General features: G+C 73.4%; 16 protein-coding genes. 9 read left to right on the top strand and 7 right to left on the bottom strand.

What is annotated here, in order from left to right:
* Positions 1-252: 252 nt before the first annotated feature.
* Positions 253-1,284 carry a 3-deoxy-7-phosphoheptulonate synthase gene (gene aroF, locus ABZS51_RS18155; RefSeq protein WP_310714233.1) on the top strand — a complete coding sequence of 344 codons (1,032 nt, stop codon included), beginning with the start codon at positions 253-255 and terminating at the stop codon, positions 1,282-1,284.
* Positions 1,285-1,401: 117 nt separating this feature from the next.
* Here aroF and thiI read toward each other — a convergent pair whose 3' ends face one another.
* The gene (gene thiI / locus ABZS51_RS18150; protein ID WP_310714232.1) at positions 1,402-2,598 is read right to left on the bottom strand and encodes a tRNA uracil 4-sulfurtransferase ThiI; all 1,197 of its coding nucleotides are present in this window, start codon (positions 2,596-2,598) and stop codon (positions 1,402-1,404) included.
* 215 nt (positions 2,599-2,813) lie between these two features.
* Between thiI and ABZS51_RS18145 the strand changes: the two genes are divergently transcribed.
* Entirely contained in the window at positions 2,814-3,935 is a 1,122-nt protein-coding gene (locus tag ABZS51_RS18145) for an MHYT domain-containing protein (RefSeq protein WP_355441965.1), read from the top strand.
* A 55-nt stretch (positions 3,936-3,990) separates the two neighbouring features.
* Positions 3,991-4,890, top strand: a complete 900-nt coding sequence (locus ABZS51_RS18140; RefSeq protein WP_355441962.1) for an MHYT domain-containing protein — start codon at positions 3,991-3,993, stop codon at positions 4,888-4,890.
* Positions 4,891-5,092: 202 nt separating this feature from the next.
* Here the strand turns inward: ABZS51_RS18140 and ABZS51_RS18135 are convergent, their stop codons facing one another.
* Positions 5,093-6,118, bottom strand: a complete 1,026-nt coding sequence (locus tag ABZS51_RS18135; RefSeq protein ID WP_310714226.1) for a 6-phosphofructokinase — start codon at positions 6,116-6,118, stop codon at positions 5,093-5,095.
* Positions 6,119-6,413: 295 nt separating this feature from the next.
* Here ABZS51_RS18135 and ABZS51_RS18130 point away from each other — a divergent pair, with 295 nt between their 5' ends.
* Entirely contained in the window at positions 6,414-7,091 is a 678-nt protein-coding gene (locus tag ABZS51_RS18130) for an SDR family NAD(P)-dependent oxidoreductase (protein WP_355441959.1), read from the top strand.
* Positions 7,092-7,222: 131 nt separating this feature from the next.
* The gene (locus ABZS51_RS18125) at positions 7,223-8,002 is read left to right on the top strand and encodes a Clp protease N-terminal domain-containing protein (RefSeq protein WP_355441957.1); all 780 of its coding nucleotides are present in this window, start codon (positions 7,223-7,225) and stop codon (positions 8,000-8,002) included.
* Here ABZS51_RS18125 and ABZS51_RS18120 read toward each other — a convergent pair.
* Positions 7,999-9,219 carry a N,N-dimethylformamidase beta subunit family domain-containing protein gene (locus tag ABZS51_RS18120; protein ID WP_355441954.1) on the bottom strand — a complete coding sequence of 407 codons (1,221 nt, stop codon included), beginning with the start codon at positions 9,217-9,219 and terminating at the stop codon, positions 7,999-8,001. The genes ABZS51_RS18125 and ABZS51_RS18120 overlap by 4 nt on opposite strands.
* A gap of 81 nt (positions 9,220-9,300) precedes the next feature.
* Positions 9,301-10,203 (bottom strand): beta-propeller fold lactonase family protein, encoded by a 903-nt coding sequence (locus ABZS51_RS18115; RefSeq protein ID WP_355441951.1) that lies wholly within the window; start codon positions 10,201-10,203, stop codon positions 9,301-9,303.
* A gap of 118 nt (positions 10,204-10,321) precedes the next feature.
* Here ABZS51_RS18115 and ABZS51_RS18110 point away from each other — a divergent pair, with 118 nt between their 5' ends.
* Positions 10,322-11,149, top strand: coding sequence for a helix-turn-helix domain-containing GNAT family N-acetyltransferase (locus ABZS51_RS18110; RefSeq protein WP_355441948.1), 828 nt, complete (start codon positions 10,322-10,324; stop codon positions 11,147-11,149).
* A 51-nt stretch (positions 11,150-11,200) separates the two neighbouring features.
* Here ABZS51_RS18110 and ABZS51_RS18105 read toward each other — a convergent pair whose 3' ends face one another.
* Positions 11,201-13,396 (bottom strand): MMPL family transporter, encoded by a 2,196-nt coding sequence (locus ABZS51_RS18105; protein ID WP_355441945.1) that lies wholly within the window; start codon positions 13,394-13,396, stop codon positions 11,201-11,203.
* A gap of 97 nt (positions 13,397-13,493) precedes the next feature.
* On the opposite strand from ABZS51_RS18105, the gene ABZS51_RS18100 reads away from it, so the two are divergent.
* Entirely contained in the window at positions 13,494-14,096 is a 603-nt protein-coding gene (locus ABZS51_RS18100; RefSeq protein ID WP_355441943.1) for a TetR/AcrR family transcriptional regulator, read from the top strand.
* Here ABZS51_RS18100 and ABZS51_RS18095 read toward each other — a convergent pair.
* Both ABZS51_RS18095 and ABZS51_RS18090 read right to left on the bottom strand, forming a co-directional pair.
* The gene (locus ABZS51_RS18095) at positions 14,090-15,124 is read right to left on the bottom strand and encodes an alkaline phosphatase PhoX (protein WP_355441940.1); all 1,035 of its coding nucleotides are present in this window, start codon (positions 15,122-15,124) and stop codon (positions 14,090-14,092) included. The genes ABZS51_RS18100 and ABZS51_RS18095 overlap by 7 nt on opposite strands.
* A 192-nt stretch (positions 15,125-15,316) precedes the next feature.
* On the bottom strand, positions 15,317-15,784 hold the full coding sequence (locus ABZS51_RS18090) for a DNA starvation/stationary phase protection protein (protein ID WP_355441938.1): 468 nt from the start codon (positions 15,782-15,784) through the stop codon (positions 15,317-15,319).
* A gap of 107 nt (positions 15,785-15,891) precedes the next feature.
* Here ABZS51_RS18090 and ABZS51_RS18085 point away from each other — a divergent pair, with 107 nt between their 5' ends.
* Both ABZS51_RS18085 and ABZS51_RS18080 read left to right on the top strand, forming a co-directional pair.
* Positions 15,892-16,593 carry a helix-turn-helix domain-containing protein gene (locus ABZS51_RS18085; protein ID WP_355441935.1) on the top strand — a complete coding sequence of 234 codons (702 nt, stop codon included), beginning with the start codon at positions 15,892-15,894 and terminating at the stop codon, positions 16,591-16,593.
* Positions 16,590-19,013, top strand: coding sequence for a VIT domain-containing protein (locus ABZS51_RS18080; RefSeq protein WP_355441931.1), 2,424 nt, complete (start codon positions 16,590-16,592; stop codon positions 19,011-19,013). Before ABZS51_RS18085 ends, ABZS51_RS18080 begins: the two co-directional genes overlap by 4 nt.
* Positions 19,014-19,084 lie beyond the last annotated feature (71 nt).

Genomic DNA, 19,084 nt, shown 5'->3' with positions numbered 1-19,084 from the left:
CGGGCCGCGGGGGATCCGCGTCCGGGTGCGATACGTGTTCCCCGGCGGTGCGCTACTATGACGGGACTATGCGCACCGCGATCCAGTTTTGGTATGGCGACGGACCCGAGTCCGTTCGCCATCTGACGCTGCGCTAGCAGACAGGCGAACGAAAGGCCCCGGGTCCGTCAGGACCCGGGGCCTTTCGCGTTGTCCGGACACTTTTCCCTTCCCGAACTTCACTTCCAGCGGCATCGCTTCAAGGAGGCACAGATGGTGATCGTGATGGGCCAGGAGGCCACGCGTGAGGACGTCGAGTCGATCGTGGCGGTCGCCACGGCGGCCGGGGTCGAGGCGTTCGTGAGCAGGGGCGTGCAGCGCACGATCGTCGGCCTGGTGGGCGACGTCGCCCAGCTCGACGCCGCGGGGCTGCGCGGCATGGACGGCGTGCGGGACGTGATGCGCGTGTCGACCCCGTACAAGCTGGTGAGCAGGGAGAACCATCCCGAGCGTTCGACCGTCCACGTGGGCGGCGTGCCGATCGGGCCCGGCACCGTGACGCTGATCGCGGGCCCGTGCGCGGTGGAGACGCCCGAGCAGACGCTGGGGGCGGCCCGGATGGCCCAGGCGGCGGGCGCGACGCTGCTGCGCGGCGGCGCCTACAAGCCGCGCACGTCGCCGTACGCCTTCCAGGGACTGGGCGAGCAGGGGCTGCGCATCCTGGCCGACGTGCGGGAGGAGACGGGCCTGCCGATCGTGACCGAGGTGGTCGACGCCCACGACGTGGCGCTCGTCGCCTCGTACGCCGACATGCTCCAGGTCGGCACCCGCAACGCGCAGAACTTCGCGCTGCTCCAGGCGGTCGGCGCGGCGGGCCGGCCGGTCATGCTCAAGCGCGGCATGAACGCCACGATCGAGGAGTGGCTCATGGCCGCCGAGTACATCGCGCAGCGCGGCAACCTCGACATCGTGCTGTGCGAACGGGGCGTCAGGACGTTCGAGACCGCCACCCGCAACACGCTGGACATCTCGGCGGTGCCGGTCGCGCAGCGCCTGTCGCACCTGCCGGTGATCGTGGACCCGTCGCACTCGGGCGGGCGGCGTGACCTGGTGCTGCCGCTGACCCGCGCGGCCGTGGCCGTGGGCGCCGACGGTGTGATCATCGACGTGCACCCGCAGCCGGAGCTGGCGCTGTGCGACGGCCCGCAGGCGCTGGTGGACGGCGACCTGGACGAGCTGGCCACGGTGATGCGGGACCTGCCGCCGCTGCTCGGCAAGACCGCCGCGGCGGCGCTGACCGTCTGACGCGCCCGCGGATGTGCCCGTAGATGTGCCCGTAGATGTGCCCGTCCCGCCACGAGCGACCTGCCGTGGTACGGCGGCCCGGCCACGAGCCCGCCGCCGTACCGCCCCGCACGGGCTCTACAGGGTGTACTCCTGGATGGAGTCGGCGAGTTGGACGGCCAGCTCCTCGGCGTCGAGGCGCTTCTCGATCTGCTTGAGGTCCTCGATCTTGGCGCGGGTCTCGGCCCGCTTGGGGGCGAGGAGGCTGCAGCAGTCCTCGTCGGGCAGCTCGGAGATCTCCAGCGTGCCGATGCGCCGGGCCTCGGCCATGATCTCGGTCTTGTCCCAGCCGACCAGCGGGCGCAGGATCGGCAGCTCGACGGCGTGGTCCTGGGCGGTGATGTTGGTCAGCGTCTGGGAGGAGACCTGGCCGAGCGCGTCGCCGGTGATCAGCGCCGCGGCGCGGATGCGGTGGGCGACCTCCTCGGCGGTCTTGAGCATGAGCCGCCGCTGGGTGATCACCGCGAGCCGGTCCTGGCCGGAGGTGCGGATCGACTGCTGCGCCTTGCCGAACGGCACCACCCACAGCCGCGACTGGCCCTGGAAGCGGTCCAGCTTGCGCACCAGCGCGTACGCCTTGTAGATCGACTCCGAGGTGGTGAACGGGATGCCGGAGAAGTGCAGGAAGTCGACGTGGAGGCCGCGCCGCATCATGCGGTAGGCGGCCACCGGCGAGTCGATGCCGCCCGACATGAGGACGAGCGCCCGGCCGCTGCTGCCGACCGGCAGCCCGCCCTGGCCGGGCAGCCCGCCGGTGAAGACGAACACCTCGTCGCGGTCGACCTCGATGTGCACGGTCAGCTCGGGGCGCCGCAGGTCGACCGGCAGGCCGTACTCGTCGTTGATGGCGCCGCCGACGAGCCGGTCGAGCTCGTTGGAGCGCAGCGGGAAGCGCTTGTCGCGGCGGCGGGACCGGACCGCGAACGGCGCCTTGCGCCGGACCTCGTCGGTGTCGCGCACGAGCTCGATGCCGGCCTTCAGGACGGTGTCGGGGTCCTTGGCGACGCGCCAGGCGGGGTGGATCCAGACCAGCCCGGGGACGTCGGCGACCCGCCGGGCCACGGTCTCGGCCTGCTCGGGGGTCGAGCCCGCGGGCAGGAAGATCGCGATGACGCCGTGCCTCTTGCGCACGTCGAGCTCCAGGCCGAGCTCCTTGAGGGCGTGGCGGATGTTGGCGATCAGGCGCCGCTCGAACAGCTCGCGATTCTTGCCCTTGAGGACGATCTCGCCCAGCTTGAGCAGAACGCACGGCTCGCCCAGGGCGGACATCGTCATGGTGGAACCTCCGGGGAAGACAGGGATGCGCGCCGCGGGCAACGCCGCGACCCATCGAGTTTAGTCCGCCCGCGGCCTCACAGCTCCGTCCGGGCAGCTGTGAGCACTTCTCATGTTCCCGACACGCCCACTTGACAGATAGTCCGGTTATCCATGCGTATGGGACAGGACAACTGGCACAATCCGGTGACCCCTATTGCAAGGAACTCCACCGTATGTCTTCCGCTGTTAACCACTTCACCCATGGGCTCATCACGCCGGTCCTCGCCTACGTGATGTCGTGCATGGGCTCGATGCTCGGACTGCGGCTGACCGCTCAGGCTCGCGCCTCGCGCGGCGCCTCGCGGGTGCGCTGGCTGCTCGGGGCGGCCGTCTCCATCGGAGGCACGGGCATCTGGGTCATGCACTTCATCGCGATGATGGGATTCCAGGTCGAGGGCACCCAGATCAGGTTCGACGTGCCCCTGACCGCCGCCTCCGCGCTGGTCGCCATCGTGGTCGTCGGCACCGGCCTGTTCCTCGTGTCGTACGGCCGCGGCCGGGTGCTCGCGCTGCTCGGCGGCGGTCTGCTGACCGGCCTCGGCGTGGCGAGCATGCACTACCTCGGCATGTACGCGATGAACATGTCCGCGCACGTCTCCTACGACCGCACGTTCGTCGCCGCCTCGGTGGTCATCGCCGTGGTGGCCGCCACCGCCGCCCTCTGGTTCACCATGCGGGTCCAGAGCCCCGTCTGGATCGCCGGCGCGGCCCTGGTCATGGGCGTGGCCGTCTCCGGCATGCACTACACCGGCATGTACGCGCTCATGGTCACGGTCGACCCCGAGCCCGGCGTGGTGGGCGGCGCCGACGCGCTCGACTTCCTGGTGCCCCTGATGACCGTGATCAGCCTGATCACGCTGACCATGCTGCTCATGGTGATCCTGTCGCCCTCGGAGCAGGAGCTGAACGAGGACGCGGAGCTGACGGCCCGCCTGGAGCAGCGCAGGCGCACCCGGCAGCAGCTCACCGACACCCCGCTCGCCGAGGCCACTCCCATCACCGGCACCGGCCGGCGCCAGCGGGGCGGCCCGCTGTTCGCCGCGCCCGTCGCCGACCAGCCCTTCGCTCCCGGGGCTCACCCGCACGGCTCCCCCGCGCCCGATTCCTTCACCCCCGGACCGCAGCAGGCCCCTTACTCCGGCCGTCCGTATCCTGACGCCCGCGCGGAGCCCGGACAGGGCGCGCCCGTCATCCCGTTCCCCGGCACGCCCGCCGGGCAGCCCCAATCGCCCGAGCCCGCCGCCGACCCCCGGCAGCAGCCTTCCGGAAAGAGATCACGATCTCGCCGTAGGTAGTTGATTTCGGTCGAGCCGAGCCCGATACTCCAGGCATTGCCGAGGGGGGCTCACGTTGTCGATCGACCAGTTCTCGTACGGGTTACTCACTCCCGTTCTCGCCTACGCCATGTCCAGCGTCGGCTCGCTGCTCGGCCTGCTGCTGGCGTCACGGGCGCGCCTGATCGGCGGGCGGGAGAGCCGGTTCTGGCTGGCCGGCGCGGCGCTCGCCATCGGCGGCACCGGGATCTGGACCATGCACTTCATCGCGATGATCGGCTTCGCCGTGGAGGGCGCGGAGATCCACTACGACGTCCCGCTGACCGCCGCCTCCGCGCTGCTCGCCGTGGCGGTGGTGGGCGCGGGGCTGTTCCTGGTCTTCCGCCGCGGCGAGCAGGGCTCGCGTCCGATCGCGGGTGGCGAGCAGGGCTCGCGTCCGATCGTGCGTGGCGAGCAGGGCTCGCGCGTCGCGGGTGATCGGCAGGGCTCGCACCTGATCGCGGGCGGCGTCCTGACGGGCCTCGGTGTGGCCGGCATGCACTACCTGGGCATGACCGGGATGCGCCTGGACGGCCACATCTCCTACGACCCCGTCACCGTGGTCCTGTCGGTGGCGATCGCGATCGCGGCGGCGACGGCCGCGCTGTGGTTCTCGCTGCGCGTCCGGGGCGCCCTGCGTACCGGCGGAGCGGCCCTGGTCATGGGTGCGGCCGTCTCCGGCATGCACTACACCGGCATGTACGCCATGGCCGTGGAGGTGCACTCCGGCGGGACGACCGTCGGGGGCACCGAGCCGATCGACTTCCTGGTGCCGCTCGTCGTCGGCGTCAGCGTGGTGACCGTGGGCCTGCTGCTGGCCGTGCTGCTGTCGCCGTCGGAGCGGGAGGTGCGCGCCGAGCGGGAGTTCCAGGACCGCATGCTGGGACGTGAAAGGGGCGCGCCGGAAACAGATCTGTTCGGCACGCCCCGTGGATGACGCCGCCCGTGGCCGCCCCCGTGACCTTCCGGGCGGGCGTCTCCTGGGTACGGCTCGCGTCGCGTAGTGGGCCGCCAACTCGCCGCGGCGCAAGCCGTACCCCGAAGGGGATCGTCGGTGACCCCTCGGCTCCGAAGGTACGGCCCGCCGCTTGCAGGCGGCTTACAGGTCGCTTCCGGCCCGCATGCCCGCCCGGGCTCCGCTATCCGAAGAAGACCTCGGCCTCGGCGTACCTCTCCACCGGCACGGTCTTCAGCTCGGAGGTGGCCTCGTCGAGGCTGACGCGGACGATGTCGGTGCCGCGCAGCGCGACCATCGTGCCGTGGTCGCCCTCGTGGGCCGCGTCGATGGCCTGGAGCCCGAACCGGGTGGCCAGCACCCGGTCGAACGCGGTCGGCGTGCCGCCGCGCTGGATGTGGCCGAGCACGGTGGTGCGGGCCTCCTTGCCGGTGCGCTTCTCGATCTCCTTGGCCAGCACCTCGCCGATGCCGCCCAGCCGTACGTGGCCGAACGCGTCGAGCTCGCCGGCCTGGAGCGCCATCTGTCCCTCGATCGGGTGGGCGCCCTCGGCGACCACGAGGATGGGCGAGTAGCGGGTACGGAAGCGGGACTCGACGTACTCGCAGACCCGGTCGATGTCGAACGGCTTCTCCGGGATGAGGATGACGTTGGCGCCGCCCGCCATGCCGGCGTGCAGCGCGATCCATCCGGCGTGGCGGCCCATGACCTCGCAGATCAGCGCGCGGTGGTGGGACTCGGCGGTCGTGTGCAGCCGGTCGATGGCCTCGGTGGCGATGTTGACGGCCGTGTCGAAGCCGAAGGTGTAGTCGGTGCCGGACAGGTCGTTGTCTATGGTCTTGGGCACGCCCACGACCTTGACGCCGCGCTCGAACAGCTGCCGGGCGACCCCCAGCGTGTCCTCGCCGCCGATGGCGATCAGCGCGTCGACGCCGCCCGACGCGAGGTTCTCCTTGATCCGGTCGACGCCGCCCTCGATCTTGATGGGGTTGGTGCGCGAGGAGCCGAGGATCGTGCCGCCGCGCGGCAGGATGCCCCGCACGGCCTGGATGTCCAGCGGCATCGTGTCGCCTTCGAGGGGCCCGCGCCAGCCGTCGCGGAACCCGACGAACTCGTGGCCGTAGACGCTGACTCCCTTGCGGACGACGGCCCTGATGACAGCGTTGAGACCAGGGCAGTCGCCGCCCCCGGTCAGCACTCCAATACGCATGACGGGTTCCTCCCGTTGGGCTTCACACGACCAGAACCGCATTGTGCCCACATCCGCGGGCACTGGTCTAGACCAAACGCGGGGCGTAGTGATCGCCAGGCCCTCAGGACTTCGCCTGCCGCTTCCCTACCCGGGTCGCGCGCGGCACAATCCGGGAGGACGATCTTCGCCGTGGGTCGTGCCGGCTCGTGCACCGTCACGGCCGCCGCTCGTACAAGGAGAAGCCCGGATGGTTGTGCGCCGCTTCCCCCGAGGGCGATGATCAGCTGTCGCACCGCGAAGGACGGGAGCCGCCGTGGGAGATGTACTGGTGACCGGAGCCACCGGAGGGATCGGGACCGCGCTGGTCGGCGCGCTCATGGGCGCCGGGCATCGGGTGATCGCCGTGGGGCGCGATGTCGGGCGGCTGGACGTGCGCGGGATCGAGGCGGACCTGGCCGAACCCGGGACACTGGCCGCCGCCGTGGGCACGCTGGAGGAGGCGGGCGAGCTGGCGGACGTGCGGGCGGTGGTGCACTGCGCGGGGATCTCCCCCGTCGAGGCCGTCGCCGAGGCCGGTCCCGAGACGTGGCGGCGGACGATGGCGGTGAACGTGGCCTCCGCCGCCGAGCTGGTACGACTGACGCTGCCCGCGTTGCGGCGGTCCAGGGGACATGTGATCTTCGTCAACGCCTCACCCGGGATGACCGGCGTCCCCCGCTGGTCGGCGTTCGTCGCCAGCAAGTCGGCACTGCGCGAACTGGCCGATTCGCTGCGCGAGGAGGAGGCCGTCCATGGGATACGCGTCACCACGATCTATCCCGCGGCGACGGCCACCGACCTGCTGGGTGAGGTCAGGAGCGCCTTCGGGCGCCCGTACGATCCCGAGGCGTGCATCCGGCCGCGGACGCTGGCCGCGATGATCGTCTGGGCGCTGAGCGCACCGGCCGACGCCTACGCCTGCGAGCTGTCCGTCCTGCCGTCCCCGCGCTGACCCTCTCGCCGCGAGCGACCCGCCGCCCGCGCACCAGATCTGCACGTCCACGCGTCCATGCCCATGGAGAGCGCCGAAGAAGGCGTCAACCTTCGGTTGACGTTCGGCTATCGTCAACCTATGGTTGACGCATGGATGGAACCGTTCGCCTCGACGAACTCATCAACGCGATCAAGAGCCGTCACCCCGACGGCGACCCGCTGGGGCAGCTCGCCGACGCCGTCGTGCTGGGTGAGCAGCTCGGTGAGGTGGCCGACCACCTGATCGGCCACTTCGTGGACCGGGCCCGGCACTCCGGCGCCTCGTGGACTGAGATCGGGCGCAGCATGGGCGTGACCAAGCAGGCCGCCCAGAAGCGCTTCGTGCCCAAGGAGACCTCGCTGGCCGAGGACCTGCGCTCGTACGGGCGCTTCACCGAGCGGACCCGGGCCGTCATCGTGGCCGCGCAGACGGGGGCCCGGGAGGCCGGGGCGCGGCACATCGAGCCGGAGCATCTGGTCCTCGGGCTGCTGAGCGAGCCGGACTGCCTGGCCGTGAAGGCGATGGACAAGCTCGGCGCGCCACCCGGCACGGTGCGTCAGGCCATGGAGAGCCTCACCTCCGCCCGGCCCGGCGAAGGCTCCGGCGAAGGCTCCGGGGACGACTCCCCCGCTGGGGCGGAGCCGGGTGCCGGAGGGCCGCCGTTCTCGCCGCAGTCCAGGAAGGCGCTGGAGCTCACGCTGCGCGAGGCGCTGCGGCTCGGTCACAACTACGTCGGCACGGAGCACGTGCTGCTGGGCGTGCTCTCACTGGGCGAGGGCCCGGCGGCGCACCCGGTGGCGACGGTGCTGGAAGGGCTCGGCGTGACCAAGGAGGCGGCGGAGCGGGAGATCAGGGAGGCACTCGCCGCCATCCTCCGCGACCGCGGCTAGCCGGCCTCGTTCCTCGCCGGCGGGGACGGGAGGAGGCGCGGGCCTGGCGTGCGGTCGCGGGCGATCCGTCGCAGCAGCTCGTGCAGGCCGAGCGGCGTCCGTGCCGGGCCCGGCGCCTTCCAGCGCGGGCACGGGCCCTCGCAGCGGATCAGCCGCCCGTACAGGCCGACGCGGGTACGGCCGGGGCCGGGGTGGAGGAAGGCGAGGGGCGCGCCGCTCCGGCCGGCACGCGTGAGGGCGGCGCGCATGTCCGGCGACCAGTACGCGTCCCATCCGGGGGACACCACGGCCCGCGCGCCGCGCAACGCGCCCGGCGCCAGGTCCACGCTGGTCAGGTACGCCAGCGGCACCCCGCTCCGCTCGGCCACGGCGACGGCGTGCCGCTCGTAGGCGGTGAAGAAGTCCGCGCCCGTCCCGTCGTACGGCCGGTCGAAGGTGACCTTCGGCGCGGACCCGCCGCCGGTCGCGAGGTCCCGGCCGCCCCAGGTGTTGTGCGCCTGCCAGGTGGTGACCGCGTTGACGAGGACCACGCGGCCCCGCGCGGAGGCGGAGCGGACGGTGATCGGCACGTACCGGCCGCCCCCGGTGGACGCGTCGAGCCGCACCAGGTAGACGCCCTCCCGCCAGCCGGTGGTGTCCACGGTCAGGGAGGGCCGCCAGTGGGCGGCGGTCACCATGCCGCCGACGGTGATGGGCGCCGCCTGCCGTACCCCCGGAACGGCCTCGGACCGCCAGACCGGCTCGGGACGCGCCCCCATGCGGAAGGCCTGCGCGGTGAAGGTGGGCGCGGTCGTGGACACCAGCAGCCGGAACCGCTCGCCCGGCAGCACGCTGACGCGGTCCGCGTAGCCCTCGATCTCGTGCTCGCCGCCCTGCTCGCCGACGCGCCACGCGGCCCGCGCGCCGCGCGCCCCCTGCCGCTCGCGTCCCGGACCGGCCGGCCCGGCCGCCCGTCCACCGCCACCCGGCCCCTCGACGCCCGGGCCCGCCCCACTCTCCGAAGGCCGGCCGGAGACGGCGGGGGTGGGCAGCGGCGAGGGGCTCGGGGGCGGGGCGAGACCGGGCGGCGGGGCGGCGCCGCACCCGGCGGCGAGCACGAGCGCCAGCCCGGCGACCATGATCCTGAACGCCGGGGGACCGGACGCGGGGACACCGAACGCGGGAACGCCGACGGGCAAGCCCCGCGACGACGCCTTGGTAGCGGGAGACGTACGCACGGGACCCCATCGTCACGACCCCGGACCGGCCCGGCCGCCACTTGACCCACTCCTTAAGGCCCCCGTACCCGGCCGCGACCGTCACACCGGCAGCACGCAGCCCGGGCTCTCCACCTCGTACGCCTCCCCCGTCGGCACCGGCACCCCGTCCTCCAGCGCGAACACCGTCACCCCGCCCGAATGCTGGTTGGCCACGTACATCCGGTCGCCGTCGATGGCGAAGTGGCGCGGCCAGGCGCCGCCGGAGGGCACCTCCGTCACCGGGGTCAGGTCGTCGGCCCGCAGCACGGAGACGGTGTCCGGGCCCCGGTTGGCCACGTACACGAAGTCTCCCGCCACCTCCAGGTGGGACGGCTGGTTGCCGGCGGCCGCCCGCGAGGCGGCGCCGGTCACGCGGCTGCCGCCGTCGATGGCGGTGACGACGCCGTCCAGCTCGCCCACGACGTACAGGCGCGACCCGGCGAAGGTCATGTGGCGCGGGCCGGTGCCGGGCGGCAGGCGCAGCGGCTCCAGCGGCTCCCCGTCGAGCGTGTAGCGGCGGATCTCGTCCGTGCCGAGGTCGCTGACGTGCAGGACGTCCTCGTGGAAGACCGCCTGGTGGGCGTGCGGGCCCTCCTGGCGGTCGGCCACGGGGCCGGAGCCCTCGTGGCGCAGGGCGACCGCCGCGCCGGTGAAGGCCCCGCGTTCGTCGAGCCGGTGCAGGGAGAGGGTGCCGTCGCCGTAGTTGGCGACCGCGAGGAGCGTGCCGGACGGGTGGACGGCCACGTGACACGGGAACCGGCCCTCGCTGGGACGCTCGGCCAGCGGCGACAGGCCGTCCTCGGCCCGGAACGCCGTGAGCCAGCCCTGCTCCAGCTCCCCCACCGCGTACAGCACCGGCAGATCGGGATGGGCGGCCAGGAATGACGGCGAGGCGATGCGGGTCAGCTCGCCGTCACCCGTGACGATGCCCGGGCCGTATCCGCCGATGTACAGGTGCTTCACGACAAGCGTCCTCTCATGGTTGACTAGAGCAATGAATTCGTTGACCCAAGCAAGGGTTTCTGAGATCAGAGCCTTCAACCGGTTCTATACGAAGGTCATCGGGGTTCTCCAGGCGGGGATGCACGACTCGGCGTACTCCCTCACGGAGGCGCGGGTGCTGTACGAGCTGGCGCACGCCGAGCCGATGGAGACCGGGGAACTGCGCGGGCTGCTGGGGCTCGACGCGGGCTACCTGAGCCGGATCCTCACCCGGCTGGAGGGCGACGGGCTGCTGTCGCGTGAGCGGTCGGCCGCCGACGCGCGCAAGCAGGTCGTACGGCTCAGCGAGGCGGGCACGACCACGTTCCGCACGCTTGACGCCCGGTCCGCCGAGGAGATCGAGAGGATGCTCGGCGGCATGGCCGAGAGCGACCAGGAGCGGCTGATGACGGCCATGGCGGCGATCAGGCGGCTGCTCGGCGACGCCCCGGGGCGCGAACCGTTCGTGATCCGGCCGCCGCGCACCGGCGACCTCGGCTGGGCCGTCCAGCGGCACGCCGACGTCTACAGCCGCGAGTACGGCTGGGGCATCGCGTTCGAGCGGACCGTGGCCGGGCTCATGGGGAAGCTGGACTTCTCCGCCCGCGACGCGGGCTGGATCGCCGAGGCGGGCGGCGAGCGGCTGGGCTGCGTGTTCTTCGAGCACGTCGACGACCGCACCGCCAAGCTGCGGATGCTGCTGGTCGAGCCGTCCGCCCGGGGGCTGGGCCTCGGGCGGCGGCTCGTCGAGGAGTGCGTGCGCCACGCCGCGGACTCCGGCCACAAGCGGATCACACTGTGGACCCGCGACTGCCTGGTGAGCGCCCGGCGCATCTACGCGGGGTTGGGATTCGTCCTGGAGTCCAGCGAGAAGGGCCGGGAGAACGGCGTCGAGGTGGTCGACGAGATCTGGTCCCGCGACCTGTGACGGACCCGGTCCGTCGGCGCCGCCTTCCCGGCCACCGGCAGACCCGGCCCGTCAGCGTCGCCTGCCCGGCCACCAGTTGAGCGGCCCGGCCAGCCGCATCAGGCTGGGCACCAGCACCGCCCTGATCACCGTCGCGTCCACCAGCACGGCGACCGCCATGCCGACGCCGAGCATCTGCACGAACGTCACCCCGGCGGTGGCGTACGCGGCGAAGGACAGCGCCAGGATGCCGCCCGCCGCGGTGATCAGAGGCGCACCCCGCTGGAGGCCGGCCGCCACGGCCTCCGTGGTGTCGCCCGTCCTGGTGTACTCCTCCTCGATCCTGGACAGCAGGAACACCTCGTAGTCCATGGACAGGCCGTACGCGATGCACAGCATGAGGATGGGGATGCTGGGGTCGAGGCTGCCCGTGGGCGTGAACCCGAGCAGGCCGGACAGGTGCCCGTCCTGGTAGACCCAGACGAGCGCGCCGAACATGACGCCGAGGCTGAGCAGGTTGAGCACGGTCGCCTTGACCGGGATGAGCAGGCTGCGGGTCATGGCGAACAGCAGGACGAACGTGACGCCCAGCATCAGCCCGAGGACCAGTGGGAGCCGGTCCACGACCGAGGCCCGGTAGTCCGCCAGCTCCGCCGGATAGCCGCCCACCAGCACGGGGAACGGCGGCTCGACGGCCCGCACGGCCGTCACCAGTCGCACCGGGTCGCCGGCCAGCGCCTCGGCCGAGGGCACGACCGACAGCCACGTGCCCTCCTTGCCGGTGAAGCGGGCCGGGTCTGCGGCGCCGGTCCGCCGGCCTTCCGCGTACGAGCCGGCCGCCGAGTCGACCTGGGCCACGCCGGGCAGCCGCGACAGCGCCACGGCGTAGGCGTCCACCGGCCCGCCGGCGGCCGGGGAGGCGGCCCGGCCCCTGGAGATGATCTGGATGGCGTCGGTCTCCTCGGCGGGGAAGCCCTGCCGGATGACCTCCTGAGTCTGCCGGGCCGGGGCGTCGGCCGGCAGGACGCGGTCGTCGGCCACGCCGAACCGCAGCCCCAGGAACGGCGACGCGAGCAGGAGCAGCAGCGCGGTCGCCAGGCCCCCGAAGACCAGTGGCCGGCGCATCACCCGGCCGGCGAGCGCGTGCCAGAAGCCGCCGACCCCCTCCCGCCCGCCCCGCCGGGGCAGCATCGCGCCGCCGGCGTAGGCGAGGACGGCCGGCAGCACGAGCACGGCCGCGACCACCCCTCCGGCGACGACGGCGATGCCCGCGTACGCGAACGAGCGCAGGAACCCGAACGGCAGCACGAACAGCACCGCCAGCGAGGCGGCCACGGTCAGCCCGCTGAAGAGCACGGTCCGCCCCGCGTGCTCGACGGCCGCGGCGACCGCCTCCACCCGGTCCAGCCCGCGCCGCGCCTCCTCGCGGAAGCGGGCGATCATGAACAGGCAGTAGTCGACGCCGAGCCCGAGACCCATCGCCAGCGTGAGATTGAGGGCGAACGTGGAGATCTCCGCGAACGCGAGCACCCCGCGCAGCAGCGCCAGCCCGACGACCATGGCGAACACCCCGGCCAGGATCGGCACCAGGGCCGCGGCGACCCGCCGCTGGTAGAGCCAGAGCAGGACGAACACCAGCGGGAAGATGACCAGCTCGGCGCGGACGAAGTCCTGGCGGGCCAGCGGCACGGTCTGGCGGAACACCTCCTCCCCTCCCCCGGCCCGCACCTGGAGGAGCGCGTCGCCCCGGGTGATCTCGGGCACCAGGCGGGGCAGCACGTCCTGCCTGACGTGGCCGGCGTCCCCGGGGACGCGCGCGACGATCAGCGCGTGCCGGCCGTCCTCGCTGCGCAGGGTCGCCGAGTCGCCGCGGGTCCAGTACGACGCGGCCTCGGCCACGCCGTACGAGCGGGCGACGCGGGCGGTGAGCGCCCGGCCCGCCTCGGCGACGGCGGGATCGTCCACGGTCCCGGTCCTGGGACTGACCAGGAAGATCAGGTCTGGGCTGCCGGTGGCGAACCGCGTTGTCAGCTCGGCCTGCGCCTGGTCGGACTCGGAGCCGGGCGCCTCGAACCGGGCCAGCGACAGGCGTGGCACCGTGCCGGCCGTGAGGGCGGCGGCGGCCACCAGCAGGGCAAGGGCGAGCGCGAGCACCGTGCCGCGCCGCCGGGCGAGGAGGCGACCGAGCCGGCGCAGGGACGGCCCGCCCTCGCGTTCGGTCGGCGGAGGGCCGGTCTCCGGGACCACGGGCGCGGTCGGGTTGGTCATGCGGGCTCCCCGAAAAAGTCGGTAATCTACTCGTGTTTCATTCGTCGAGGCTAGAAATACAAGCAAAAGCTCGCATTTGTCAACGGGGAGGGCCGCCATGACTGAGCGCGTGGTGCGCAGGCAGGCGCGCGGACTGAGGCGCATGGCGGAGATCCTGGACGCGGCGGAGCTGGTGATCGCCGACGTGGGGTACCCGGAGCTGACGACCAACCAGGTCGCGGCCCGGGCCGGGCTGTCACCGGGGTCGCTGTACCAGTTCTTCCGCAACAAGGAGGAGATCCTCGACGGGCTGGTGGCGCGCTACACCGACGAGCGGGAGGAGTTCTGGGCGGCCAGGCTGGCGGAGGTCACGCCGGAGGTGCCGCTGGAGGCGCTCGTCGGCCGGCTCGTGGACGAGAGCGTGGCGTTCAAGACGCGCTCGCCCGCGTACTGGACCCTGCTGTACGGCTCGGCGACCGGCGACAAGCTCGCCGCCGCGGCGGCGCGGCTGCACGAGGCGATCGCCGGGCAGGTCGCGGCCATGCTGCGGCGCCGCTCCCCCGGCCTGGAGCCGGCCCGGGCGCTCACGCTCGGCACGATGGCGGTGGCGGCCGTGAAGGCGGTCATGCCGCTCGTCACCACGGCTGCGCCGCAGCGGGCGGAGGAGCTCGTGGACGAGCTGAAGGTCATGCTCGTGCGCTACCTGAGCGGAGATCAGTGACGGAAGGGACCGGCCACCTCGAAGGTGTGGCCGTCCGCCGGGTCGCCCGCCGGGCCGCGCCGGGAGGAGAAGTACAGCCGCGAGCCGTCGGGCGAGAACGCGGGCCCGGCCGGTTCGGACGCGCCGTGGCCCTCCAGCAGCAGGAACGGGCTGATCGTCCGGTCGGGGGTGATGACGTCGATCTGCATGGTGTCCCTGGCCACGTACAGGTCGCCGGACGGGGCGGCGGTGACGGCCCGCACGCCCTCGCACAGCCGCTCGATCGTGGACGTCTGCGCGTCGTAGGCCCACAGGCCGCGGTCGCCCTTCGTGGTGAAGTAGCAGACGCCGCCGGCGTAGTGGCAGCCCTCGGCGCCGTCGAACCGGCGCGCCTCCTCCACCTGGTGGCGCGCGGCCTTCAGCAGCGCGGCGGGTGACGGCACCGGCCGCCACTCGCCCGAGACGCACAGCGCCTCCAGCCGGCCCTCGGTCAGGTCGCCCCAGTCGCCCGGCACGAACCGGTAGAAGCACCCGTCGGCCTCCCCCTCCGTGAGGTAGACGACCTCCCGGTCGGGGTCGCACGCGGCGGCCTCGTGCTTGAAGCGGCCCATGGCCAGGCGGGGGCGGGCGGCGCGGGTGCCGTACGGGTCGCACTCGAAGACCCGCCCGCGGTGGCCGAGCTCGCACGACAGCCACGTGTTCCAGGGGGTGGCGCCGCCCGCGCGGTTGAGGTCGGTGCCGGACAGGATGCGGTAGGCGTCGGCCACCGCCCCGCCGGGCCCGAACCTGATCGCCGCGGCGCCGCCGAGCAGCGGCAGGTCGGAGTTGGAGACGTAGATCCAGCCGCTGCCGTCGGGGAAGCAGGCGCCGCCGTCGGGCGCCGCGTGCCACGTCAGGCCGGCCACCCTCCGGCCCGTGCGCGCCACCACCCGGCCGGTGAACCCGGCGGGCAGGACCAGCCCGTCGCCGCCGTACGGTGCGAGCGGGCCGTACGGGCCCACCGCCTCCCGGCGGAGCGGGCCCGTGCGGAGGAGAGTCTTGCGGGACATGGTCAGGCCTCCCTCTGGGTCCACGCTAGTCGACCGCATGGACATGAATGGCGGGATCCCGGACACCGAACAGCACGCGAACCCCGGCCCACCGGCCCCTCGCAACCGGGCATATCGCCCACGTCCCCCTGCCCTCCGGCAGCAGAAGCCCGGGGGCCGCGCGGGCTCCCGGGCTTCGCCGACGCGACGCGGTCAGCGCTGGGCCTGGAACATCCAGCGTTCCTTGTCGATGTCCTGCGCGATCGCGATGAGCACGTCCTGGGTGACCGGGTCGGGCTCCTCCGTCTGCTCGATCCGCTCCCGCATACGCCGTCCGACCCCGTCGAGGATGTCGGTGATCGTGGCGATGACCTTGCCGTCCTCGACCCAGCCGCTCTCCGGCTGCGCCAGCTTGGTGCTCTTGGCCAGGGTGGAGGAGCGGCCGTCGGGGTTGATCCCCAGCGCCGCCGCGCGCTCGGCCACGGTGTCGGCGTGCTCGCGCGCCAGCGAGACCAGCTCGTCGAGCTGGAGATGGATCGAGCGGAAGTTCGGCCCGACGATGTTCCAGTGCATCTGCTTGGCGACGAGCGACAGGTCGATGAGGTCGACCAGGGCGCCCTGCAGGCACTCGGCCACCGTGCTCTTCGCCTCGCCCGAGAGCGGTCCGGTGATCTGCACCATGATGTTCTTCCTCCCCGTAGTAGGACATCTCTCCTTCTTCTGAACCATTTCGCCCGCTTTAATCCTGCATATTGACACTGCAACAGTGACAGTGTCATTGTGGAGGCATGGACGAGACCTGGACCATCGGTGAGCTGGCGGAGCGGGCGGCCGGCCTGCTGCGGGCCGGCGGGCCGAACGGCAACGGCCGGGTGCGTGAGGTCCCGGGCGAGCGTCTGATCAGGTGGTACACGACGATCGGCCTGGTGGACCCGCCGCTGTCCCGGCGCGGCAGGGTCGCCCGGTACGGCCGGCGCCACCTGCTGCAGCTCGTCGCCGTCAAGCGCCTGCAGGCCGCCGGGCTGTCGATCGCCGACATCCAGGTGGCCCTGGCGGGCGCCACGGACGCCATGCTGGAGACGGCGGGTCACCCGGACACCGCCGTGCCTCCGGGCGGGCGCCCGGAAGGCCCCCCGGCTGCCCGGCCGGCCGCGAAGGCCGTCCCCGCGCCCCGTCCCGACGGCATCTCCGCTCCGGACCCCCGGGGCGGCGCTTCCCCGGAGGGCGAGCAGGCCCGCTTCTGGACGCGCCCCCCGAGCGGCCGCACCCCGACCCCGGCCGCGACCCCGGCCGTGACGCCGGCCGTGACCTCGATCGCCGCCGACGACGCGGCGGCGGCCGGTGGGCTGGTGCGCGGGATCAGGATCGCGCCCGGCGTGACGCTGGTGCTCGACGGCGCGGGCCGCGTCCCTTCCACCGACGACGTCCAGGCCGTGCTCGGCGCGGCCGCCCCGCTGCTGGCAGTACTCCAAGAGAGGAAGCTCGCATGAAGATCGTTCCACTCGAGGCCGAACGGTGCCGGCCCGTGCCGGACGCCGGGTTCGGCGCCCTGCGCACCGACCGGGGCAACCTGCCGCTGGAGAGCGTGGACGTCTCGGCCGCGATCTCCGGTCTGGTCGCCGGGGTGGAGGTGGCCCAGGGCTTCCGGAACCCGTTCGACGTCACGCTGGAGGCCACGTACGTCTTCCCGCTCCCCGACCGGGCGGCCGTGACGGCGTTCCGGATGGAGGCCGACGACCGGGTGATCGAGGGCGTGCTCAAGGAGCGCGGCCAGGCGCGGGCCGACTACGACCGGGCGCTGCGCGAGGGCAGGCGGGCGGCGATCGCCGAGGAGGAGCGGCCGGACGTGTTCACGATCCGGGTGGGCAACATCCTGCCCGGCGAGCGGGTCACCGTCCGGATGTCGCTCAGCCAGCCGCTGCCGTACGAGGACGGCGCGGCCACGTTCCGCTTCCCGCTGGTGGTGGCGCCCCGCTACATCCCTGGGACACCGCTCGACGGCACGTCCGCCGGGGACGGCACGGCGCCCGACACCGGCGCGGTGCCCGACGCCTCGCGGATCACCCCGCCGGTGCTGCTGCCCGGCTTCCCCTCGCCGGTGCGGCTGTCGCTGGCCGTGACCCTCGACCCCGCCGGGCTGGACCTGCGCGACGTCTCCTCCAGCCTGCACGTCGTGGAGGAGGACGCCCACACGGTACGGCTGCGCCCCGGCGAGCGGCTGGACCGGGACTTCATCCTCAGGCTGGCGTTCGACGCCTCGACCTCGCTCCAGCTCGACACCGGCGAGACCCCCGGCGAGAGCACCGGCGAGACCTCCGGCGGCGAGGGGACGTTCGCGCTGACCGTCGTCCCGCCCGCGCTGGAGGCGCCGCGCGCCCCCCGTGACCTGGTGCTGCTGCTGGACCGTTCGGGCAGCATGGCGGGCTGGAAGATGGTCGCCGCCCGGCGGGCCGCCGCCCGCATCGTCGACACCCTCACCTCCGCGGACCGGTTCGCGGTGCTGACGTTCGACTCGGTGGTGGAGCAGCCGTTCGAGGGGCTCGTGGAGGCGTCGGACCGCAACCGGTACCGCGCCGTCGAGCACCTGTCCCGCGTGGACGCCCGGGGCGGCACCGAGCTGCTGGAGCCGCTGCGCGAGGCCGTGTCGCTGCTGCCGCCCGCCGAGGGCCGCGAGCGGGTGCTCGTCCTCGTCACCGACGGCCAGGTGGGCAACGAGGACCAGATCCTGGAGCAGGCCGGCGGCGCGCTGTCGGCCATGCGCGTCCACGCCGTCGGCATCGACCGCGCCGTGAACGCCGGCTTCCTCGGCAGGCTCGCCGGGCTCGGCGCGGGCCGGTGCGAGCTGGTCGAGTCGGAGGACCGGCTCGACGCCGCCATGGAGCAGATCCACCGGCGCATCGGCGCACCCCTGGTCACGGACCTGGAGCTCAAGGGCCTCGACGTGGTGCCGGGCACGCTCACGCATCTGGGCTCGATCTTCCCGGGCGTGCCGCTGCGGGTGTACGGGCGTCACCGGGGCGGCGGGCCGGTGACCGTGCGCGGCCTGGCGGCGGGCGAGCCGTGGGAGCGGCAGGTCGCCGGGACGGCCGTGGACAACCCGGCCCTGCGGGCCGTCTGGGCCCGCGCGCACCTGCGCGAGCTGGAGGACCGGTACGCGATGGGCGAGCACGAGCTGGAGGCGCGGATCGTCCGCGTCTCGCTGGAGCACGGCGTGCTGTGCAGGTTCACGGCGTACGTGGCGGTGGACAGCAGGACGGTGGCCGAGGGCGGGCCGGAGCACCGGGTCATCCAGCCGGTCGAGCCGCCGAGCGGCTGGGAGATGCCGTCGGCGCCGCCGATGCCCGGGTTCATGGCCCAGGCCGCGGTGATGTCGGCGCCGAGCCCGATGCGGGCGTCCTCGCCGACGTTCGAGGCGGCGTTGGACCAGGGAATCCCGATGAGCCCGGGCCCCGCTCCGGGTGCCCCCGCGGGCGGGGGCGGCGGCGCGGGCGGCGCCGGAGGGTACGGAGGTTCCTCGGGCGGTTCGGTGGGACCGCGGGGCCCGATGTTCGGGCGGCCGGGGGCTGCGCCGCGTCCCGCCCGGCGCGCCTCGCGCGAGCTGGGGTCGGTACGGGGACAGCTCGTGGCGGAGCTCGACCGGCTCAGCGCGCTGCACACGGCCGACGCCCTCTACCTGGCCGACCTCGGCTCCCGGCTGGCGGCCCTGTCGGCGTACCTGGGCGGTCACACGGAGCTGTCGGACCTGGCGCGCGAGCTGGAGGCGGCCGAGCGTCCGGGCACGGACCTGACGGCACTGCGGCGGCACGCCATCGAGGTCCTCACGTCCCTGACGGGCGGCGGCCCCGGCGGCGGCTCGGGCGGCGGCTCCGGGGAGAAGCCGCCGCGCGCTCCCTTCTGGAAGCGCGCCTGACGAGCCGGTCCCGTCCTGACCGTGACACGGCCAGGACGGGACCGGTGTTCCGGCGAGAATTCAACGTGCGC

Source organism: Nonomuraea sp. NPDC005501 (assembly GCF_040605905.1).
Classification (GTDB): domain Bacteria; phylum Actinomycetota; class Actinomycetes; order Streptosporangiales; family Streptosporangiaceae; genus Nonomuraea.
Note: the sequence above shows the minus strand (reverse complement) of the source record. Positions and strands in the feature narration are given on the sequence as shown.

What these genes read in the sequence shown, in the direction of transcription:
- aroF (WP_310714233.1), top strand. Translation starts at nt 253, where the DNA reads ATGGTGATCGTGATGGGCCAGGAGGCCACGCGTGAGGACGTCGAGTCG.
- thiI (WP_310714232.1), bottom strand. Translation starts at nt 2,598, where the DNA reads ATGACGATGTCCGCCCTGGGCGAGCCGTGCGTTCTGCTCAAGCTGGGC.
- ABZS51_RS18145 (WP_355441965.1), top strand. Translation starts at nt 2,814, where the DNA reads ATGTCTTCCGCTGTTAACCACTTCACCCATGGGCTCATCACGCCGGTC.
- ABZS51_RS18135 (WP_310714226.1), bottom strand. Translation starts at nt 6,118, where the DNA reads ATGCGTATTGGAGTGCTGACCGGGGGCGGCGACTGCCCTGGTCTCAAC.
- ABZS51_RS18125 (WP_355441957.1), top strand. Translation starts at nt 7,223, where the DNA reads ATGGATGGAACCGTTCGCCTCGACGAACTCATCAACGCGATCAAGAGC.
- ABZS51_RS18110 (WP_355441948.1), top strand. Translation starts at nt 10,322, where the DNA reads ATGCACGACTCGGCGTACTCCCTCACGGAGGCGCGGGTGCTGTACGAG.
- ABZS51_RS18105 (WP_355441945.1), bottom strand. Translation starts at nt 13,396, where the DNA reads ATGACCAACCCGACCGCGCCCGTGGTCCCGGAGACCGGCCCTCCGCCG.
- ABZS51_RS18100 (WP_355441943.1), top strand. Translation starts at nt 13,494, where the DNA reads ATGACTGAGCGCGTGGTGCGCAGGCAGGCGCGCGGACTGAGGCGCATG.
- ABZS51_RS18095 (WP_355441940.1), bottom strand. Translation starts at nt 15,124, where the DNA reads ATGTCCCGCAAGACTCTCCTCCGCACGGGCCCGCTCCGCCGGGAGGCG.
- ABZS51_RS18090 (WP_355441938.1), bottom strand. Translation starts at nt 15,784, where the DNA reads ATGGTGCAGATCACCGGACCGCTCTCGGGCGAGGCGAAGAGCACGGTG.
- ABZS51_RS18085 (WP_355441935.1), top strand. Translation starts at nt 15,892, where the DNA reads ATGGACGAGACCTGGACCATCGGTGAGCTGGCGGAGCGGGCGGCCGGC.
- ABZS51_RS18080 (WP_355441931.1), top strand. Translation starts at nt 16,590, where the DNA reads ATGAAGATCGTTCCACTCGAGGCCGAACGGTGCCGGCCCGTGCCGGAC.